The organism is Microbispora sp. CA-102843 (genome assembly GCF_050936215.1).
GTDB lineage: Bacteria > Actinomycetota > Actinomycetes > Streptosporangiales > Streptosporangiaceae > Microbispora.
On record NZ_JBNJNF010000001.1, the window covers coordinates 8686686 to 8703794 of the forward strand.

A 17109-nucleotide genomic window follows, 5' to 3' on the forward strand; every position below is an offset into this window, starting at 1 on the left:
TGCCATGACGTCATCCCCCAATGGCGCCCGCCGACGACGCCCGGTCCTCGTCCCGGTCGCCCTTGCGCTGGCCGTGGTGGGCATCGGCGTCACCGCCGCCTCCGGAGGCTTCAAGGAGGCCCCGGACAAGCCCCCGCCCACGGTCTCGCCCGGAGACACGATCGACCAGGGGCAGTTCCACACCCAGTTCATCAAGGCGATCGACACCACGGAGAAGGGCGACTTCGGCACCGACAAGCGCTATCTGGAGCTCGTCCTCAAGGTCACCAACATGGGCGACAAGACGGCCTCGGTGGGCATCATGCCGGACTCCGGGAAGTACTCGCCGTTCGGCTCCTTCGCCGGCTCTCTCCTGCAGACCCGTCCGGAGATCAAGACCAAGTACGGCCCCCAGGTCTCCGTGCTCAGTCTCGGCGTCGAGAGTCACCAGCTGCATCCCGGGATCACCACCACGGTCGTGGTGAAGTACGAACTCGAGCCCACCGCGACCGCGCCCCCGGAGATCAGCCTCGACGTGGGCTCGTTCGTGTACGAGCAGCTCGGGCTGCTGAACCAGGGTCATGACTGGCAGCTCGTGGGCGAGTACAAGGACGGCAAGGGCCCCTTCGAGCCCGAGGTGGCCGCGCAGATCACCCTTCCCGTGCGGAAGGAGATCAGCTGATGACGCTCATTCAGGCGGACAGCCGTACGGCCCGTCGTGCCGCGCGCGGCAGGCCGCCCCGGCGCGGACTGATGCGGCGTGTCGCCGCCGGGGTGGCCGGAATCGCACTCGCGGCGGCCGCCGTGTACGCACAGCAGAACTTCGCGATGTCCTTCGAGCAGCGCACCTCTTACCTGACCTACAAAGGCGGGATCGGCGAGACGGTGGAGACCAAGCGCTTCACCGTCAAGGTCCTGTCGGTCACGGCCGCCCATGCCGTGGACACCACGGACTACTCGAACAAGGTGACCAAGGTGGCCACGAGCAACCTGTTCCTCCTGGTCGACGTCTCGGCGACGAGCATGCGCGAGCCCTTCAAGCTGAGCAAACTCGGTCCCCCCGTCCTCCTGACGGCGGACGGCCGGCGCTACCAGCCGACGGACAAGGTCAACGAGACGCTGACGCTGTTCAACAAGTACATCCAGCCCGGGTTCTGGTCCAGCGGGCTGCTCGTCTTCGAGGTGCCGAAAGACGCGGTGCCGGGCGCCGACCTCGTCTTCATCCCTCCCGTCAGCCCGCTGGTGAGCGACAACTACGCGCCCGAGGCGCAGATCGACCTGGGGCTGTCCGGCGCCGCCGCCGACCGGCTGATCTCACAGGCGGAGGACTACCACTCACTCGTGAGCGCGAGCCGATGACCGAGACGCCCATGGACGGAACCCCGCCGAGGAACGGCCCGGACTCCCGGGACTGGTTCGCTCCCCCGGCCGAGCAGCCCTCCGACATCACCTACAGCGGCGCCGTGTCCCGGCCCATGCCGACGGCGCCGCCCTCCGTGCCCATCCCCGGCACGCTGAAGCCGCCGACGGACCTGCGAGTGTGGCCGCCTCTGGAGCCCGAAGGGGAGGACAGGTCCACGCAGCCCTTCCCGGCGCTGCGGACGAACCGGCAGCCGCCTCCCGCGGCGCTCGCGCCCGCGTCCCCCTCCGTGGAGGCGCCCGCGCGGCCGCCCGCGGAGGTGCCCCAGGAGCCGCCCACCGTGTCCCAGGAGCCGCCCGCGGTGTCCCCGGAGCCGCAAGCGGTGTCCACAGCGCCCGCGCGGCGTACGGGCCTGCTGGCGGGGGGAGCCGTGCTGTCCGTCGTGCTCGCCGTCGGCGCCCCCACGCTGTTCGGCTACCAGGCCTACAAGTACGGCCGCCCCGACGACACCGTCCGCGTCGTGCAGCCCGGCCAGGCGGGAGTCTGGCAGCACGTGTCGTGGCAGGCCACCGTGGAGAAGATCAAGGACCCCACCGGCAAGCCGGAGCGGTCCGACCGGCAGTGGCTGAAGATCGTGGCGACCAGGACCGCGCTCGACGCCGAAGGCGCCATCCGTCACGGGGAGCCGGCGGAGGTCACGTTCACCGACCGAGCCGGGCGCACGTGGCAGGTGGAGATGATGAACAACGAGACGCCACCCGACGTGAAGGACAACAAGATCGGCACGCCCTACCGGCTGGAGATGATGGCCGTGGTCCCGCCCTCCGTGGCCGACGAAGTCGAGGTCGTCCTGCGGCCGAGCACTTACCGGGACGTGCCCGATCAATCCGCCGCGGACTTCGTGAAGAACGCCTTCACCTCGACGGAGAAGAACGATCAGGTTCTGCGGTTCCGCCGGTGACCGGTGCTCCGCCGTTCGCCCGCGCCCGCGCCCGCGCCCGCGTCGCGGCCAGGTCGAACGTGGCGGCGAGCAGGCACATCGTCACCAGGGTCACGACCAGGTCCACGACGTAGACGACCGGTTCACCGGTCGCGAACCACAGATACGGCTCCTCGCTCGCGGTGAGATAGCGGCCCGCCCTGAGGAGAAAGTCGCCGCCGATGTGCAGGCCGACGTAGCAGAGGGCGAACAGCCCGAACAGCGCGACGCCCCCGCGCGCCGTCAGGCGCAGGGAGTTGAGCAACGGGATCCACCGGGCGGTCCAGCCCGCGCTCAGCTTCACGAGGGCGAGACGCGTCCAGTTGTGGGTGCGCTCCAGGTGCGCCGCCGCCTCCTCCAGGCGGGTTCCCCTGATCGTGGTCCGGGTGTCCTCCGCGTACGCGCCGTAGACGAGGATGCCGACCGTCAGCCACGCGAGAGGAATGGCGAGGGCGTCGATGACGTGCGGCCAGACGTCGCCCAGCCACTCCGAGACCTGCTTCCATCCCGGGACCCCGTCCTCGGCACTGGACGCGAAGTCGTGCCAGGCGGCGATGGCGGACCGGTGGCCGATCCAGTCGGAGCGCGCCCCCACGGCGGTGGCGAGCGCGTTGATCCCGTAGAAGGCGAACGCCAGCTCCCCGAATGTCGCGAGCATGCCGGAGAAGCGGCCCTCCCCCGCTTCGTGGCGGCGGCCGAAATACCACTTGACCACGTAGGCGACGGCCATCGTCACCAGGGAGACCTTCGGGTCGAGGTTGAGCAGCCCGGCCGCCACCCCGCTGTCGTCACCGCTGCCGGCGTCGAGGATGTACCGGTCCGGCTGCCGCATCATGTCGATGCCCGAGAACTCGCGGGCGTCGTCGGCGACGAACCCCCAGGTCGTGTAGATGCCGGCGAAGACGAGCGCGGTCCGGTTGAGAGCGTTCAGCAGGCTCTCCTTGGCCTCGCCGCCCGCGCGCCGGGCCTGGGTCTCCAGGAGCGCCTCGCGGATGACGTACAGCATGCCGACGGTCGTGGCGAGCGACGTCATCACGACGAGCGTGAAGAGCAACATCGTCAGGACCAGCCGGGCCTGATACCACGAGCCGTGAGAGACGGTCGCGGCCAGCAGGAGCAGCGCCCACCGCACCAGCCGTCCGGCCGAGAACCAGAGGATCAGTGGCAGGGCGCACTTCGCGAGGATCCGCAGGGCGTTCAGCGGCAGCGCGTACGGCGACAGCCTCCAGGAGGCCCGGCGCGGCGCGGCATCCTGGCGAGGGGCGGCAAGTGCGGACGTTCCGGACACCTGCCGCATGCTATCGGCTCCCGGTCTTCCCTACGGAGCGATGAGCTCGACTGTGGGGAAGTAGGTCCGATATCGGGTGGTGTCACGAGTGAGCAGCCGGTATTTCCGCACCGCCGCATGCGCGCCGATGAAGAAATCGGGTAGCGGCGACCTCTTCTCGCCCCCGCGTCTGCGATAGGCGAGCAAGGCCTTCCCGGCCAGGAAGGCCGCCTCGAAGGGGACGTTCTCGCGCTCGTAGTCCTCGGGCGGCAACGCCTCGTTCACGCTCTCGATGCTCTCGTAGCCGACTGAAACCTCGGAATACACGACCGGATTGACGACCAGCCGTCCTTCGTCCAGAGCCCGCGCGAGGGCGTCCGCGGACCAGGCCGCCCACTTAGGGTCATCGGTGGCGACGTCGAGCAGGACGCAGGAATCGACGAGGGTGACCCGCTCACGGACGACACGCAGGGTGCTACTCGTCACGCAGCAGTCCCATGATCTCGTCGGTTGTCATGGACGTCGTCGCACTGCCCCTGAGCCGCTGCGCGGCGCGCTGACCCCGCGTGCTGCTGCTCTCCCGACGCACGATCTGCAGGGTGTTGCCCACCTCGATCACATCGACCTCGTCACCGGGATGCAGACCGTACTTCTCGCGGATCTCGGCGGGGATGGTGACCTGCCCCTTGCTGTTCAGCCGCATCGCGCCCGTTCCCATCACGTATTACGTGTAGCACGTAATACTAGCCGGTGACAGGAAAACCGAGAAGGCCGGTGCGTTCGCGGAACGCACCGGCCTTCTGTGAAGCGGTGGATCAGACGGTGACCGAGAGCTGGGCGACCTCGCCGAGCTTGGCCTCGACGGGGACGTCCTTGGTGACGCCGCCGCCGGCGATGATGCGGACGGTCCACTGGCCGGGCGCGGCGAAGAAGCGGAAGATGCCCTCGTCGGAGACGACGACCTCGCCGGTGAACTCGCCGCTGTGGTCCAGCAGACGGGCGTACGCCGTGCCGGCGCCGGTGACGACGCCCTGGATCACGGCCTGGTTGGACAGGTCGATGCCGGCCGGCAGCGCGACGGTCTGCTCAGGAGCAGCGCAACCCTGGGTGGTCATCAGCGGGCCTCCCCCAGCTCGATCGGCACGCCCACGAGCGAGCCGTACTCGGTCCACGAACCGTCGTAGTTCTTGACGTTGGCCTGGTCGAGCAGCTCGTGCAGCACGAACCAGGTGTGCGCGGAGCGCTCGCCGATGCGGCAGTAGGCGATGGTGTCCTTGGCGAAGTCCACGCCGGCGCCCGAGTAGAGCTCGCGGAGCTCGTCGTCGGAGCGGAAGGTGCCGTCGTCGTTGGCCGCCTTCGACCACGGGATGTTGCGGGCGGTGGGCACGTGGCCGCCGCGCTGCGCCTGCTCCTGCGGCAGGTGGGCCGGGGCGAGCAGCTTGCCGGTGAACTCGTCGGGCGAGCGGACGTCGACGAGGTTCTGCTTGCCGATCGCGGCGACGACGTCGTCGCGGAAGGCGCGGATGTCGTTGTCCGACTCCTTGGCCGCGTACTGCGTGGCCGGCCGCTCGACGACGTCCTCGACCAGCTCGCGGGACTCCAGCTCCCACTTCTTGCGCCCGCCGTCGAGCAGCTTGACGTTCGCGTGGCCGTAGACCTTGAAGTACCAGTAGGCGTAGGCGGCGAACCAGTTGTTGTTGCCGCCGTACAGGACGACGGTGTCGTCGTTGGCGATGCCGCGCGACGACAGCAGCGCCTCGAAACCGGCCTTGTCGACGAAGTCGCGGCGGACCGGGTCCTGCAGGTCCGTCCTCCAGTCGATCTTCACGGCACCGCGGATGTGACCCTTGTCGTAGGCGCTGGTGTCCTCGTCGACCTCGACGAGTACGACACCCGGCGTGTCGAGGTTGGCCTCGACCCAGTCGGCGTCCACCAGAACGGCGGAGCGGCTCATTGGATTCTCCCAGGTTGTAGACGGCGAATGAGCAGGTACGTTTCGCAGCCCGGGCGGAAGCCGAACGCTGCGTTGAGGAAGGCGGCCAGCAGTGCCGCTGCTGTCGCACCCAAGGCCAGTGCGGTGATCCCCTCCGCGAACCCGATCAGTCCCACCACCGCGAACCCCAGCCCGGCGGCCTGCACGAACCGGTGGAAGACCAGCCCGTACGGCGACGTTCCGACGGCGCCGAGCACGAAGACGTTCGCCTGCGCGGCGAACAACCAGAGGCTTCGCGTGACCAGTGCGACCGCGAGGACCGCAGTGGTCACGACCGCGCCGGAACGCGGAGCACGAGGGTCGATCTGCATCGTGGGGATGCTCCTGAAGGATTCTTTGGAACGCGGCACGAAGCCGCAGGAATCACCCTCAGGCCATGCGACAGAGCGAGGTCGCGACGCGGCAGAAGTCCACCGCTCGCCGCTTCGTGAGCAGCTCTGTCGTGGGAGTCATGACCACGACAGTACCTTCCGTCTCGGCATCTGTCACACCTTGTCCGCTGGATGAGACGGTGCGTGAGACGCCCCGTCCACGGCCGCGCCGAGCGCGGCGATGACGTCGGCCTTGCGCGGCTGGCCGGACGCCCTCTTCACCACGTTGCCCGCCCCGTCGAGGACGAGCACGGTCGGAGTGCGCAGCACGTCGAAGCGCCTGACCAGATCGAGGCGCGACTCCGCGTCGATCTCCACGTGCCGTACGCCGGGGACCATGCCGGCCACCTCGTCCAGGATCCGGCGGGTCGCCCGGCAGGGCTGGCAGAACGCGGTCGAGAACTGCACCAGCGTGGCGCGCTCGCCGAGGTCGGCGCCGAGATCGCCGCTCGTCACCGGGGCGTGTTGCACGGCCCGCATCCTTCCGTCGCGCCGTCTCAGGACCAGCCCCAGGACCACGCCCAGGACGAGCGCGGCCACGAGGGTCGCGGTCCCTGCCATCACCGTCTGCAACCGCACGCGCGGCGCGGCTGATTCCCGCGCCGGATCACGGCGAGGTCACAGCCTGGCGGTCACCAGGACGCGGCCGCCCGAGTCGGCGAGCTCGATCCGGTCGATCTGGCCGGTCCGCAGCGCCGTCGAGCCTTCGAGGACCATCTTCTGGCCGCGGTACTCGCCTCTGCCCACGGTCCAGCTGCCGAGGGTCGAGACCGTGCCGTCCTTGGCGACCGCGCGCAGCGTGCAGACCGTGCCCGCCGGGACCCCGGCGACCCTCGCGACGACCTGCGTCCCGCCGTCGTGAGGCACGAGCCGTACGGCCATGCGTACGTCGCCGCTGCGCCCGCCCGCCTCGGGCGACGCGGTGACGGTCGCGTCGGCGCGCGGCGGCTCGACCTTCCTCGCCACCGCCCCCTTGGACGACGCGGCCGAGGGCGCGGGCGACGCCGGGGCGAAGAAAGGCTCTTGAAGTGCTTCCGCGCTCGGCTGGTCGGCCTGGCCCGCCTGAGCCTGGGCCAGCTGATCTTGGGACGCCTCGCCTTGGGACGCGCGGCTCGCCAGGTCCGGAGCCGCGGCGGCCGACCCCACCGCCGTCCTCTCCGATGCGTTCTGCGCCGCCGACACCCACGCCGTGCCGCCCACGGCCGCGACGACGACGGACGCGGCGAGCGCCAGCAGCACGCGGGACCGGCGCCCGCGCCGGGCGGGCGCCACGGCCGCGGGCGCGACCTCCGCCGCGGCAGCACCCGCGAGAACATCCGCGAAAACACCATCGAGTACGGCGCGCGGCGGAGCGGCGGCGCGCTCGATGTCCTCGGCCGACACGCGGGCCAGCAGCGGCGGCAGCCCGGACAGCTCGGCCAGCTCCGCCCGGCACGCCGCGCAGGTCTCCAGGTGGGCCTCGACCTCGGCGGCCTCCTCGTCGTCGAGCGCCCCCAGCACGTGCGCGCCGAGCGAGATCCGCACCTCCTCGCAGGTCATGGTGCCAGCCCCCGTTCCTCCAGGGCGAGCTTCAGCGCCCGGAGGGCGTAGTAGGTCCGCGACTTCACCGTTCCCTGCGGGATGCCGAGGATCTCCGACGCCTCCTTCACCGATCTCCCCCGGTAGTACGTCTCCAGGAGCACCTCGCGGTGCTCCGCCCTGAGCGAGGCCAGCGCCTCCGCCACCCCCCACGACTCGACGGCCCGTTCCAGCTCGTCGTCGGCGGGCAGCACGGCGAGCGCCTCGTCCCCCATCTCCTGCGGCCTGGACTTGCGGGCCCGGTGCTGGTCGACGACGAGATTGCGGGCGACGGTGAACAGCCACGCGCGAACCGGGCGTCCCTGGAGCCCGGAGGGATGCCGCCAGGCCCGAAGCAGCGTCTCCTGCACCACGTCCTCCGCCCTGCCCGGATCACCGGTCAACCGCAGCACGTAGCCGTACAGCGGCCCTCCGTGATCCTCCCAAAGTGCGCGTATGAGCTCCTCGTCGGCGGTTCCGGCTGGACTCACACCCTCATCACGTACGCCGGGGCGCGATGGTTCGGCGGTGTGACGATCGTCACGTGAGCCGTCATCGGAGGGGGACATCGGACGCGGTGCCCTGGACCGCGAGCCCTTCGCTCGTCGACTTCACCCGGGTGATCCTGAGGTTGAGCGGCAGGTTCTTCACCGGCACGGTGAACGAGATGAGCCGCTCGGGGTTCGGCACGGGGATGGCGCCGGCGATCTTCACGTTCGTGGGCGTGAGCCGTATCCCGCCCTGGACCACCTGGATCTTCATGTCGGCGGTGACCGGCACCTGGTTCCCGAGCACGGGCACGTTGCCCGAGACGCGGAGTTGGTCGTCGCCGGCGCCCTCGACCTTGATGCCGCGCGGCGCGTGGGCCGACAGGGTCTGCCGGGAGATGACCACGGTCCCCGTCACGCGGTCGGCCCTGATCTCGGTGGCCGCGGCGTTCTGGATCAGGTCGGAGAGCGGGGCGGTGACGCCGTACAGCGTGGCGTCGATGCGCTCGAGCTGGACACCCTCCCGCTCCACCTTCCCGATGCCGATGCTGATCTCCTCGTACCGGCCCGAGATGGCCTGGGTGAGGAACGGTATGCCCTTCACCTGTACGGACGGCGCCTCCGCCAGGTCGTACTTCGCCTCGATCTGCCGGGCGATCTCACGCTGCACGCCGACAACGGCGACCCGGTCGAGCACGACGAGCAGGATGGCCAGCAGGGCCACGGCCACGACCAACTTGCGCATCCGACTCCTCCGAAGGCGCCTTTGCGATCAGAGTAGTCGCTCATCCCCCGGCGAAGGGAGGTAAAACCTCGACCACGGCGCCTTCGGGGAGGTCGATCGTCGCCGGATCGCGCGTGCCCGCCGGGGCGCCGTCGACGAGGAAGGAGCACCGGCGCAGCACGCGCTCGACGGCCGGGTTCCGCGAGATCCGCGTGAGCAGGTCCCCCAGCGTCTCCGCGTCGAACGGCTCCTCCGGCACGCCGGCGGCCTCCTTGGCCGCCGCCCAGTAGCGGATGGTTCCCCTGGCCATGACGCGCCGCTCCCCTCTGTCTCACGTCACCCTTCGGAAGCTCTCCGTCACCGCCACGTTACGGCGGTAAACCACGTGACGTGTTGTTCACACGGGTGACGCACATTGGACGCAAACTTCGTGTGAGCTACCCTACGAATTAATGGACTCGGGCGATGTAGCCCCCGGGTCCTTACGTGTTTGTACGGCTGTCGCGGTTTCCAGTGCTGCAAACGGCGCCGAGCCGACATGGTGCGAGGAGGCTCATGTGAGCAATCTGCTCCTTCTGACCAACGCCCTGGAGCCGTCGGCGGAGATTCTCCCGGCACTCGGACTGCTGCTGCACTCGATGCGGGTCGCGCCCGCCGAGGCCTCCGCGCTGATCGACACGCCCCCGGCGGACGCCATCCTGGTGGACGCGCGCCGCGAGCTCGTTCAGGCCAAGAGCCTGTGCCGGCTGCTGCGCACGACCGGCGTCACCTGCCCGCTGATGGCGATCGTGACCGAGGGCGGCCTCGCGGCGATGACGGCGGAATGGGGCGTGGACGACGTGATCCTCGACACCGCGGGGCCGGCGGAGGTCGAGGCCCGGCTTCGGATGGCGATCGGGCGGCTGTCGCTGGCCGCCGCCGACGAGGTCCCCGACGAGATCCGCAGCGGCGACCTGTCGATCGACGAGGCGACCTACACGGCCCGGCTGCGCGGGCGCGCGCTGGACCTCACCTTCAAGGAGTTCGAGCTGCTGAAGTACCTCGCCCAGCACCCTGGCCGGGTCTTCACCCGCGCTCAGCTGCTGCAGGAGGTCTGGGGCTACGACTACTTCGGCGGCACCCGCACCGTGGACGTACACGTACGGCGCCTGCGGGCCAAGCTGGGCGCCGAGTACGAGGCGCTGATCGGAACGGTCCGCAACGTCGGCTACCGATTCGTCCCCGACCGCGGCGAACAGAACGAGGCCGAACCCGCCAGACGCTGATGGCCCGCCCCGATGGGGCGGGCCATAGCTTTCTCCATGGTTACCGGATTTCGCGTGATCAACGAATGAGGTTGATCCGGCCGGCGACCGGCGGGGCGATCGGCGAGTGCGCGCCCATGTAGGCGACGAACGCGTCGATGTCCAGCGGGCCGCTCCACAGGTCCGTGCCCTTGGTGAAGACGGTGAAGCCGTCGCCGCCGCCGATGAGGAAGTTGTTGGCGGCCACCCGGATCTGCTGGGTGTCGGTCACCGCGGTGCCGTTGATCTTGATGTCGGAGACCCGCGAGCCCACCGGCTTCGTCGTGTCGAAGGTGTAGGTCAGCGACGAGGACGGCTGCAGGATCCGCTGGGTGATGCCACCGGTCGCCGGGTCGACCGTCCAGATCTGCTGCTCGAGCAGCTCCTTCAGCTGGGCCCCGGTGAGCGTGACGACCTGCATCAGGTTGTTGAACGGCTGCACCTGGAAGGCCTCGCCGTACGTCACGACGCCGTCGCCCTCGGAGCCGCTCTGCGCATAGGTCAGGTCGGTGCGGACGCCGCCCGGGTTCATCAGCGCGATCTCCGCGTTGCCGCCGTTCTTGGTCGCCTCGAGCTGCGCGTCGGCGATCAGGTCGCCGAGCGGGGTCTCGCCGACGTTGCTGCCACGCCCGATGTTGGCCGTGATCTTGCCGATCGGCTTGTTGGCGACGGTCGAGACCCGATCCTGCCAGGTCTTGATGTACGCCTCGGTGTCGGCGTCCGGGGTGACGGTGCGGGTCACCACGTTGTTCTTGGCGACGACGCTGGAGCGGATGACGTCCTTCGTCTTGCGGTCGACCCGGAAGTCGATCTGGGTGATCGCGCGGCCGAACGACGAGCCCTGGGTGTAGACGCGGTCCTGACCGGCCGGGTCCTTCACCTTGCAGACGTACGCCTGGTGGCTGTGGCCGCTGATGACCAGGTCGATCTGCGGGTCGAGGCCCTTGGCGATCCGCGAGCCGTTGCCGGGGACGACCGGGCACGAGCTGGGGTCCTGGTTCGGGGTGATGTTGTCACCCTCGTGGACCAGCACGACCTGCGCCTTGACCCCGTGCTTGTCGAGATACTTCGACACCTTGTTGGCCGCCGCGACCTCCTCGGTGAACTGCAGGCCCTTGATACCGGCGGCGGTGACGATGTTCGGGGTGGTCTGCGTCACCAGGCCGATGAAGCCGATCTTCACCCCGTTGATCTGCTTGACGTAGAAGGGCGGCAGGGCGTAGTCGCCGTTGCTCTCCTTCAGCACGTTCGCCCCGAGGTAGTCGAAGTTCGTGCCCTTCCACTTGCCCGCCGGGGAGCAGCCGTCGACGGGGTGGCAGCCGCCGTTCATGATGCGGTTGAGCTCGTCGATGCCCTCGTCGAACTCGTGGTTGCCGGCCGAGGAGGTGGCCAGGCCGAGCTTGTCGAGCAGGGCGACGGTCGGCTCGTCGTGGTAGGCGGCGGACAGCAGCGGCGATGCGCCGATCAGGTCGCCCGCGCCCACCAGGAGGGTGTTGGCGTCGCGCAGCTGCTTGAGGTGGGCGGCAAGGTAGGACGCGCCGCCCGCGATCGAGTACTTCGCGCCGGCGATGCCGGTCAGCGAGCCGTCGGTGTCGGTGTTCGCGCCGTTCGGGTCGAGGATCCGGGAGCTGGACCCGGTCGGGGGCTCCAGGTTGCCGTGCAGGTCGTTGATGGTCAGCAACCGGACGGAAACGGAGGGACCGGGCTTCTTGTCGGGCTTACCGGCCTGGGGAGCGGGAGATGCGGCGGCCGTGCCCATCGTGAGGGCGGCGGCGCCGACCACGGCGGCGCCGGCGACGGCCAGTCGCGTCAGAGATGCTCGGGTCATGACCCCCGACAGTAGAGCGGGGATCTAAGCAGGAAATGGCGCAAAGATAACGATTCAGGGAGGGAACCCCTGGCGTCTATTGCCGAAGCCCGGTGTGGCACCCGCCGGGCCTTCACCTATCGTGCCAGCTATGGATGTACGCGTGGAGATCACGGAACGGCTCGATGACGAGCAGGTGGCGGCGGTGCTCGCCCTGGTGGAGGCGGCCGCCGAGGCCGACGGTGTCGCTCCGCTCAACGAGCACGTGATGCTCCAGGTGCGCCACGGCGGCGATCACGGGGGCGATCAGGGTGCGAGAGCCGTCCTGCTGTACAAGGACGGGAACGTCGCGGGCTTCGCCCACCTGGATCCGGCGGACCCGGAGGAAGGGCCGAGCGGCGAACTCGTGGTGCATCCGGCGTTCCGCCGGCTCGGCCTGGGCCGGCGACTGCTGGGCGACGTGCTGGAGGCGACCGGCGGCAGGCTCCGGTTGTGGGCGCACGGCGACCTGCTCGGCGCGGCCCGCCTCGCCGCGGGCGCGGGCCTGACCCGGGTGCGCTCCCTGTGGCAGATGCGCCGCCCGCTGTCCGAGCCCCTGCCCGCCGCCGTCCTGCCCGAGGGCGTACGGCTGCGCACGTTCGAGCCTGGGCGGGACGAGGAGGCGTGGCTCGCACTCAACGCGCTGGCCTTCGCCACCCACCCCGAGCAGGGCTCCTGGACGCCGGCCGACCTGGAACTGCGGAAGCGGGAGCCGTGGTTCGACCCCGCCGGCTTCTTCCTCGCCGTACGGGGAGACGCCCTGGCGGGCTTCCACTGGACCAAGGTGCACGGCGGCGACGAGCCGATCGGGGAGGTCTACGTGGTGGGGGTCGCGCCCGGCGAGCGCGGCACGGGCCTCGGCCGGGCGCTGACGCTCGCCGGGCTCGAGCACCTGCGCGCGCTCGGCCTCGCCCAGGTCCTGCTCTACGTGGACGAGGAGAACACCGCGGCGGTCCGGCTGTACGAGTCGCTCGGGTTCACGCGGTGGAACACCGACGTGATGTATCGGCGCTGAACGCCGACGGGCCGGCCTCCCTGAGGGGAGGCCGGCCCGTTTCGTATGGGGGCGTCCTCTATCCGAGGACGAGGTTGAGGATGAAGTAGCCGATCGCGGCGGCGACGGCCGCGGCGGGGATCGTCAGAACCCACGCGGTCACGATGTTGCCGGCGATGCCCCACCGCACGGCCGACAGCCGCCGTGTGGCGCCCACACCCATGATCGCGGAGGTCATGGTGTGCGTGGTCGAGATCGGGGCGCCGAACCCGATGGCGGCGGCGTAGAGGACCGTGGACGCGGCCGTCTCGGCCGCGAACCCGCGCGGCGGGTCCAGGTGGATGATCCGCCTGCCCATCGTCCGCATGATGCGCCAGCCGCCGGAGTACGTGCCGAGGGAGATCGCCGTGGCCGAGGCCGTGATGACCCACTCGGGGATGTCGCCCTGCGGGGACGCGTATCCGCCGACGACGAGCGCCAGGAAGATCACGCCCATCGTCTTCTGCGCGTCCTGCAGTCCGTGACCGAGCGCGATGGCGGCCGCCGACACGGGCTGCACGTATCGGAATCCACGGCTGGTGCGGTGCGGGTTGGACTTGCGGAAGAGCCACAGAAGAATGATCATGATGATGCCGCCCAGGATGAACCCGATGACAGGCGACAGGACCATGGGAATGACGACCTTCTCCACCACCCCGGACCAGTGCACGGTCGCGCTGGCGGCGATGGCGGAGCCGCACAGCCCGCCGATCAGGGCGTGACTGCTCGATGACGGCAGGCCGAAGTACCAGGTGATGAGGTTCCAGACGATCGCCCCGATGAGGGCGCCGCCCACGATGAGCAGCCCGTGGGTGCCGTCCGGAGCGTCGATGATCCCCTTGCCCACGGTGTGGGCCACCGCGGTGCCGAGATGGGCGCCGATGAAGTTCATCACCGCGGCGAGGAGCAGGGCGACCCGCGGCGTCAGCGCCCGGGTCGAGACGGAGGTGGCGATGGCGTTCGCCGCGTCGTGGAAACCGTTCGTGTAGTCGAACGCCAGCGCGATGACGATCACGCCGATGACAAGCGCGAGAACCACTTAGCTTTCCTTGACCGCGATCGTCTCGATCGTGTTCGCGACGTGCTCGAAGGCGTCGGCGGCGAGTTCGAGCTGCTCGATGACCTCACGCATCTTCATGACGGTGAGGGCGTCGTACTCGCCGCTGAACAGCTTCGCCAGCAGCCTGCGGTAGACCTGGTCGGCCTGGTTCTCGAGGCGGTTGATCTCGATCCAGTACTCGTTGAGGTGCTGCATCGAGCGCAGGCGCGGCATCGCGTCCGCCGTGAGCTCGGCGGCCCGTTCGAGGACCTCCACCTGACGTACGACCTCCTTGGGAAGGTGGTCGATCTGGTAGAGGACGATCAGATCGGCCGCGGCCTCCATGTAGTCCATCACGTCGTCGAGATTCGACGCGAGGCGGTAGATGTCCTCACGGTCGAAGGGCGTGATGAAGCTCTCATTGAGCCGGTTCATGATCGCGTGAGTGCGCTCGTCGCCCGCGTGTTCGCAGGCGCGCATCTTCTCGGCCAGACCCTCCCGGTCCGAACCGTCGCTGATGATCTCGACCAGCAGACGCGATGCGGTGACGAGGTTGTTCGCCGAGTCGGCGAACAAGTCGTAGTAGCTGTCCTCACGGGGCGTGAGACGCAGGCGCACGTCGTTTCTCCAGATGTGCGGGGACGGTCCGCAGAGAAGAGTACGGGTTACCAGTGGAAATGCGAAGTTCAGGCCATGCAAGCCCGCTTGTAACCTACTCTTCCCCTTCCCGCTGCCCAGAACGTCTCCCGTGACACACTTGTTGCCTGAGCCGCTTCAGATCTTGGTGCGGTGGAAGTTCAGGAACGACCTACTCGGAGTCGGCCCCCGCTGCCCCTGGTAGCGCGAGCCGTACCGGTCCGAGCCGTACGGGAACTCGGCGGGCGAGCTGAGCCGGAACATGCAGAGCTGACCGATCTTCATACCCGGCCACAGCTTGATCGGCAGCGTGGCGACGTTGGACAGCTCGAGTGTGACGTGCCCCTCGAAGCCGGGGTCGATGAAGCCGGCCGTCGAGTGCGTCAGCAGGCCCAGCCTGCCCAGGCTCGACTTGCCCTCCAGCCGCGAGGCGATGTCGTCGGGCAGACTGATCACCTCGTACGTGCTGGCCAGCACGAACTCCCCCGGGTGCAGGATGAACGGCTCGTCGCCGTCCGGCTCCACCTGTCGGGTGAGGTCCGACTGCTCCCTCGCGGGGTCGATGTGCGGGTAGCGGTGGTTCTCGAACACCCGGAAGTAGCGGTCCAGCCGCACATCGATGCTGGACGGCTGGATCATCGCCGGGTCGTACGGGTCGAGCTTCACCCTGCCCGACTCGATCTCGGCACGGAGGTCACGATCGGAAAGCAGCACGGGTGCAAGGCTAGTGGGCCCCCTGACCGGCGGGTATCGGGGATCTTCGCGTCGGGACTGCAGGAGCACGCCCCGGATCCGCTACAGTAGGGGCAGCGACGGGCTCCACAGCCGGTCACGCGGGTGTAGTTCAATGGCAGAACATCAGCTTCCCAAGCTGACAGCGCGGGTTCGATTCCCGTCACCCGCTCCACGCACGAAGGCCCAGGTCAGGGAGCACATCCCAACCCGGGCCTTGATCATTTCTGGCACCTGTTCGATCTTCCGTGCAATTAGCGTGCAATTAGCCCACGGGGACCAGGACGGCCGCCGACCCGCCCTCGTCCTCGTCACCGGCTCCGCTGATGTGCCGGTCGATGGCATCCGTGATCGTCTTGTCGGCACCGCGTACGGCGTGCTGGTAGATCATGGCCGCCCGGACGTTGTCGTGACCCATCCGGGCCATGAGGTCCTTGAGCCCCGCGCCCGACTCGGCGGCGAGCATGTTTCCGGTGTGACGCAGATCATGGAAGTGAAGGCCGGGAAGGCCCATCTCCTTGACCACGTCCACCCAGCGCGTACGGGTGTTGAAGCCGCTACGCCGCAGCGGGCCGCCCTTGGCACCAGGGAAGAGGAGCGCGCCCGGTTCGTCCTGCACGTAGGTAGCAAGGTGCTCGCGCAGCGCGGGGACGATCGCTTGCGGGATGCCCACGGTCCGCCGTCCGGCCTTGGACTTGGGCTGGCCGAGGACCAGTTCACCCGTGGAGCGCTCGACGAAGGCCGCCCGAACACGCACGGTCCCGGCGTCCAGGTCGAGGTCACTGCGACGAAGGGCGCTGACCTCACCCCATCGCAGACTGGCGAAGGTGGCGAGCAGCACCAGGGCGCGGAAGCGCCGGTCCTGGGTGCAGTCGGCCCGGCCGTCCATACCCATCGCCCACAGCGCTCGTTCGGCATCCGCTCGGGTGCGGAAGACCTCGGGATGGGTGCGCACCTCCCCGTGCCGCTGGAAGCGGAGCCGATAGGCGTTGTCCTTGAGCTTGCGGACGTTGCCGATCGGGCGACGGCCCACGAGGTCCGCCAGCTCGAAGACCTGGGCCACGGTGAGGACCGGCCGTTCTTGTGCGTGCTCGTCGCCGGCCCCGCGGATCCGGCACGGGTTACGCGGGATGATGTGGTCCTCTTCGGCCGCCGTCATTAGCACGGCCCGCAGCAGCCGGTACGTCTTGGCCGCGACCGACACCGAGACGCCGTTGCCGAGCAGGTCGGCCCGCCACTGCCGAATCATCGCGGTCGAGAGCTTGCCGAGCTGGACCCCGCCGAGGTACGGCGTGATGTGCTTCTTGAGCAGCCACGTATAGAGATCGACAGTGCGCGGACGGAGGCCGGGACGCTGGGAGATCCATGTCTCGGCGTAGTCCTTGAGCTTGACCTTGCCGCGATCGGGGTCGGTCCACTCCCCCGAGATCATCTTGGCCTCTATCAGCGTGAGCGCTCGTTCGGCATCGCCTTTGCGCTCGTACGTCTCGGAGCCCGTACGCCGCCGCCCGTCCGGCCCCAGGTAGCTCACCTGATAACGGCCGGACGGGAGCTGACGGATGTTGCCGAAACGGCGATGGTTCGGCTTGTTGCCCTTGGCCATCAGGCCGCCCTCCCGGTGATGTCGTGGGCCGTCAGGGGTGCGACCGTGCCCGCGACGACGAAGGCGGTCAGTGCTGACTCGGAGATGCGGACATGGCGACCGACCTTCACGAACTCGATGCGCCGTTCGGCCACCAGGCGACGGACGAAGCGGACCGAGGTGTTCAGGCGGGCCGCCGCTTGCGGGACAGTGAGCAGTTGATCCAAGGTGTTCCTCCTT

22 protein-coding genes and 1 tRNA gene are annotated in these 17109 nt (G+C 69.2%); 6 read left to right on the forward strand and 17 right to left on the reverse strand.

All coding sequences use genetic code 11. The features are described 5' to 3' along the window. Nucleotides 1-4 precede the first annotated feature (4 nt). Genes ACQEVJ_RS40295 through ACQEVJ_RS40305 form a run of 3 tightly spaced genes read left to right on the forward strand, consistent with a single transcriptional unit; the run spans nt 5 to nt 2300 of the window. Nucleotides 5-661 (forward strand): hypothetical protein, encoded by a 657-nt coding sequence (locus tag ACQEVJ_RS40295; protein ID WP_433109969.1) that lies wholly within the window; start codon nt 5-7, stop codon nt 659-661. Next, nucleotides 661-1338, forward strand: coding sequence for a DUF4352 domain-containing protein (locus ACQEVJ_RS40300; RefSeq protein WP_433109971.1), 678 nt, complete (start codon nt 661-663; stop codon nt 1336-1338). Before ACQEVJ_RS40295 ends, ACQEVJ_RS40300 begins: the two co-directional genes overlap by 1 nt. Then, complete coding sequence (locus ACQEVJ_RS40305) at nt 1335-2300, forward strand: hypothetical protein (protein WP_433109973.1); 966 nt, start codon at nt 1335-1337, stop codon at nt 2298-2300. The genes ACQEVJ_RS40300 and ACQEVJ_RS40305 overlap by 4 nt, the downstream gene beginning before the upstream one ends. On the opposite strand, the gene ACQEVJ_RS40310 is transcribed toward ACQEVJ_RS40305, so the two are convergent. From ACQEVJ_RS40310 to ACQEVJ_RS40360, 11 genes are all read right to left on the reverse strand, one after another. Further along, the gene (locus ACQEVJ_RS40310; RefSeq protein WP_433109975.1) at nt 2254-3606 is read right to left on the reverse strand and encodes a hypothetical protein; all 1353 of its coding nucleotides are present in this window, start codon (nt 3604-3606) and stop codon (nt 2254-2256) included. The genes ACQEVJ_RS40305 and ACQEVJ_RS40310 overlap by 47 nt on opposite strands. A 30-nt stretch (nt 3607-3636) precedes the next feature. Then, entirely contained in the window at nt 3637-4071 is a 435-nt protein-coding gene (locus ACQEVJ_RS40315) for a type II toxin-antitoxin system VapC family toxin (protein WP_433109977.1), read from the reverse strand. Next, entirely contained in the window at nt 4061-4303 is a 243-nt protein-coding gene (locus ACQEVJ_RS40320; protein ID WP_433113227.1) for an AbrB/MazE/SpoVT family DNA-binding domain-containing protein, read from the reverse strand. Before ACQEVJ_RS40320 ends, ACQEVJ_RS40315 begins: the two co-directional genes overlap by 11 nt. Nucleotides 4304-4400: 97 nt before the next feature. Further along, nucleotides 4401-4700, reverse strand: a complete 300-nt coding sequence (locus tag ACQEVJ_RS40325; protein ID WP_433109979.1) for a DUF1416 domain-containing protein — start codon at nt 4698-4700, stop codon at nt 4401-4403. After that, on the reverse strand, nt 4700-5539 hold the full coding sequence (locus ACQEVJ_RS40330; protein ID WP_433109981.1) for a sulfurtransferase: 840 nt from the start codon (nt 5537-5539) through the stop codon (nt 4700-4702). Before ACQEVJ_RS40330 ends, ACQEVJ_RS40325 begins: the two co-directional genes overlap by 1 nt. Further along, on the reverse strand, nt 5536-5889 hold the full coding sequence (locus ACQEVJ_RS40335; RefSeq protein WP_433109983.1) for a DUF4395 family protein: 354 nt from the start codon (nt 5887-5889) through the stop codon (nt 5536-5538). The genes ACQEVJ_RS40330 and ACQEVJ_RS40335 overlap by 4 nt, the downstream gene beginning before the upstream one ends. A gap of 174 nt (nt 5890-6063) precedes the next feature. Next, nucleotides 6064-6429: a TlpA family protein disulfide reductase gene (locus tag ACQEVJ_RS40340; protein ID WP_433113230.1), complete on the reverse strand. Its 366-nt coding sequence runs from the start codon at nt 6427-6429 to the stop codon at nt 6064-6066. A gap of 138 nt (nt 6430-6567) precedes the next feature. Continuing rightward, nucleotides 6568-7488, reverse strand: coding sequence for an anti-sigma factor family protein (locus ACQEVJ_RS40345; RefSeq protein WP_433109985.1), 921 nt, complete (start codon nt 7486-7488; stop codon nt 6568-6570). Further along, entirely contained in the window at nt 7485-7997 is a 513-nt protein-coding gene (locus tag ACQEVJ_RS40350; RefSeq protein ID WP_406540273.1) for a sigma-70 family RNA polymerase sigma factor, read from the reverse strand. Before ACQEVJ_RS40350 ends, ACQEVJ_RS40345 begins: the two co-directional genes overlap by 4 nt. A 61-nt stretch (nt 7998-8058) precedes the next feature. Beyond that, nucleotides 8059-8739 carry an LmeA family phospholipid-binding protein gene (locus ACQEVJ_RS40355; protein ID WP_433109987.1) on the reverse strand — a complete coding sequence of 227 codons (681 nt, stop codon included), beginning with the start codon at nt 8737-8739 and terminating at the stop codon, nt 8059-8061. A gap of 40 nt (nt 8740-8779) precedes the next feature. Then, nucleotides 8780-9028: a MoaD/ThiS family protein gene (locus ACQEVJ_RS40360; protein ID WP_433109989.1), complete on the reverse strand. Its 249-nt coding sequence runs from the start codon at nt 9026-9028 to the stop codon at nt 8780-8782. Between the two features lie 247 nt (nt 9029-9275). Between ACQEVJ_RS40360 and ACQEVJ_RS40365 the strand changes: the two genes are divergently transcribed. Beyond that, nucleotides 9276-9983, forward strand: a complete 708-nt coding sequence (locus ACQEVJ_RS40365; RefSeq protein WP_433109991.1) for a winged helix-turn-helix transcriptional regulator — start codon at nt 9276-9278, stop codon at nt 9981-9983. Between the two features lie 58 nt (nt 9984-10041). Here the strand turns inward: ACQEVJ_RS40365 and ACQEVJ_RS40370 are convergent, their stop codons facing one another. Next, entirely contained in the window at nt 10042-11829 is a 1788-nt protein-coding gene (locus ACQEVJ_RS40370) for a bifunctional metallophosphatase/5'-nucleotidase (RefSeq protein ID WP_433109993.1), read from the reverse strand. A 130-nt stretch (nt 11830-11959) separates the two neighbouring features. On the opposite strand from ACQEVJ_RS40370, the gene mshD reads away from it, so the two are divergent. Beyond that, entirely contained in the window at nt 11960-12862 is a 903-nt protein-coding gene (gene mshD / locus ACQEVJ_RS40375) for a mycothiol synthase (RefSeq protein WP_433109995.1), read from the forward strand. A gap of 58 nt (nt 12863-12920) precedes the next feature. Here the strand turns inward: mshD and ACQEVJ_RS40380 are convergent, their stop codons facing one another. The 3 genes from ACQEVJ_RS40380 to dcd all read right to left on the reverse strand — a co-directional run bounded on the left by ACQEVJ_RS40380 (nt 12921) and on the right by dcd (nt 15269). Beyond that, the gene (locus ACQEVJ_RS40380) at nt 12921-13919 is read right to left on the reverse strand and encodes an anion permease (protein WP_433109997.1); all 999 of its coding nucleotides are present in this window, start codon (nt 13917-13919) and stop codon (nt 12921-12923) included. After that, nucleotides 13920-14537, reverse strand: coding sequence for a DUF47 domain-containing protein (locus ACQEVJ_RS40385; RefSeq protein ID WP_030510423.1), 618 nt, complete (start codon nt 14535-14537; stop codon nt 13920-13922). It abuts the gene before it with no gap. A 156-nt stretch (nt 14538-14693) separates the two neighbouring features. After that, complete coding sequence (gene dcd, locus ACQEVJ_RS40390; protein WP_433109999.1) at nt 14694-15269, reverse strand: dCTP deaminase; 576 nt, start codon at nt 15267-15269, stop codon at nt 14694-14696. A gap of 119 nt (nt 15270-15388) precedes the next feature. On the opposite strand from dcd, the gene ACQEVJ_RS40395 reads away from it, so the two are divergent. Further along, a tRNA-Gly gene (locus ACQEVJ_RS40395) sits at nt 15389-15462 on the forward strand. Nucleotides 15463-15552: 90 nt separating this feature from the next. On the opposite strand, the gene ACQEVJ_RS40400 is transcribed toward ACQEVJ_RS40395, so the two are convergent. Beyond that, nucleotides 15553-16890 (reverse strand): tyrosine-type recombinase/integrase, encoded by a 1338-nt coding sequence (locus tag ACQEVJ_RS40400; protein ID WP_433110001.1) that lies wholly within the window; start codon nt 16888-16890, stop codon nt 15553-15555. Beyond that, nucleotides 16890-17096 carry an excisionase family DNA-binding protein gene (locus tag ACQEVJ_RS40405; protein ID WP_346227412.1) on the reverse strand — a complete coding sequence of 69 codons (207 nt, stop codon included), beginning with the start codon at nt 17094-17096 and terminating at the stop codon, nt 16890-16892. The genes ACQEVJ_RS40400 and ACQEVJ_RS40405 overlap by 1 nt, the downstream gene beginning before the upstream one ends. Nucleotides 17097-17109: the final 13 nt, after the last annotated feature.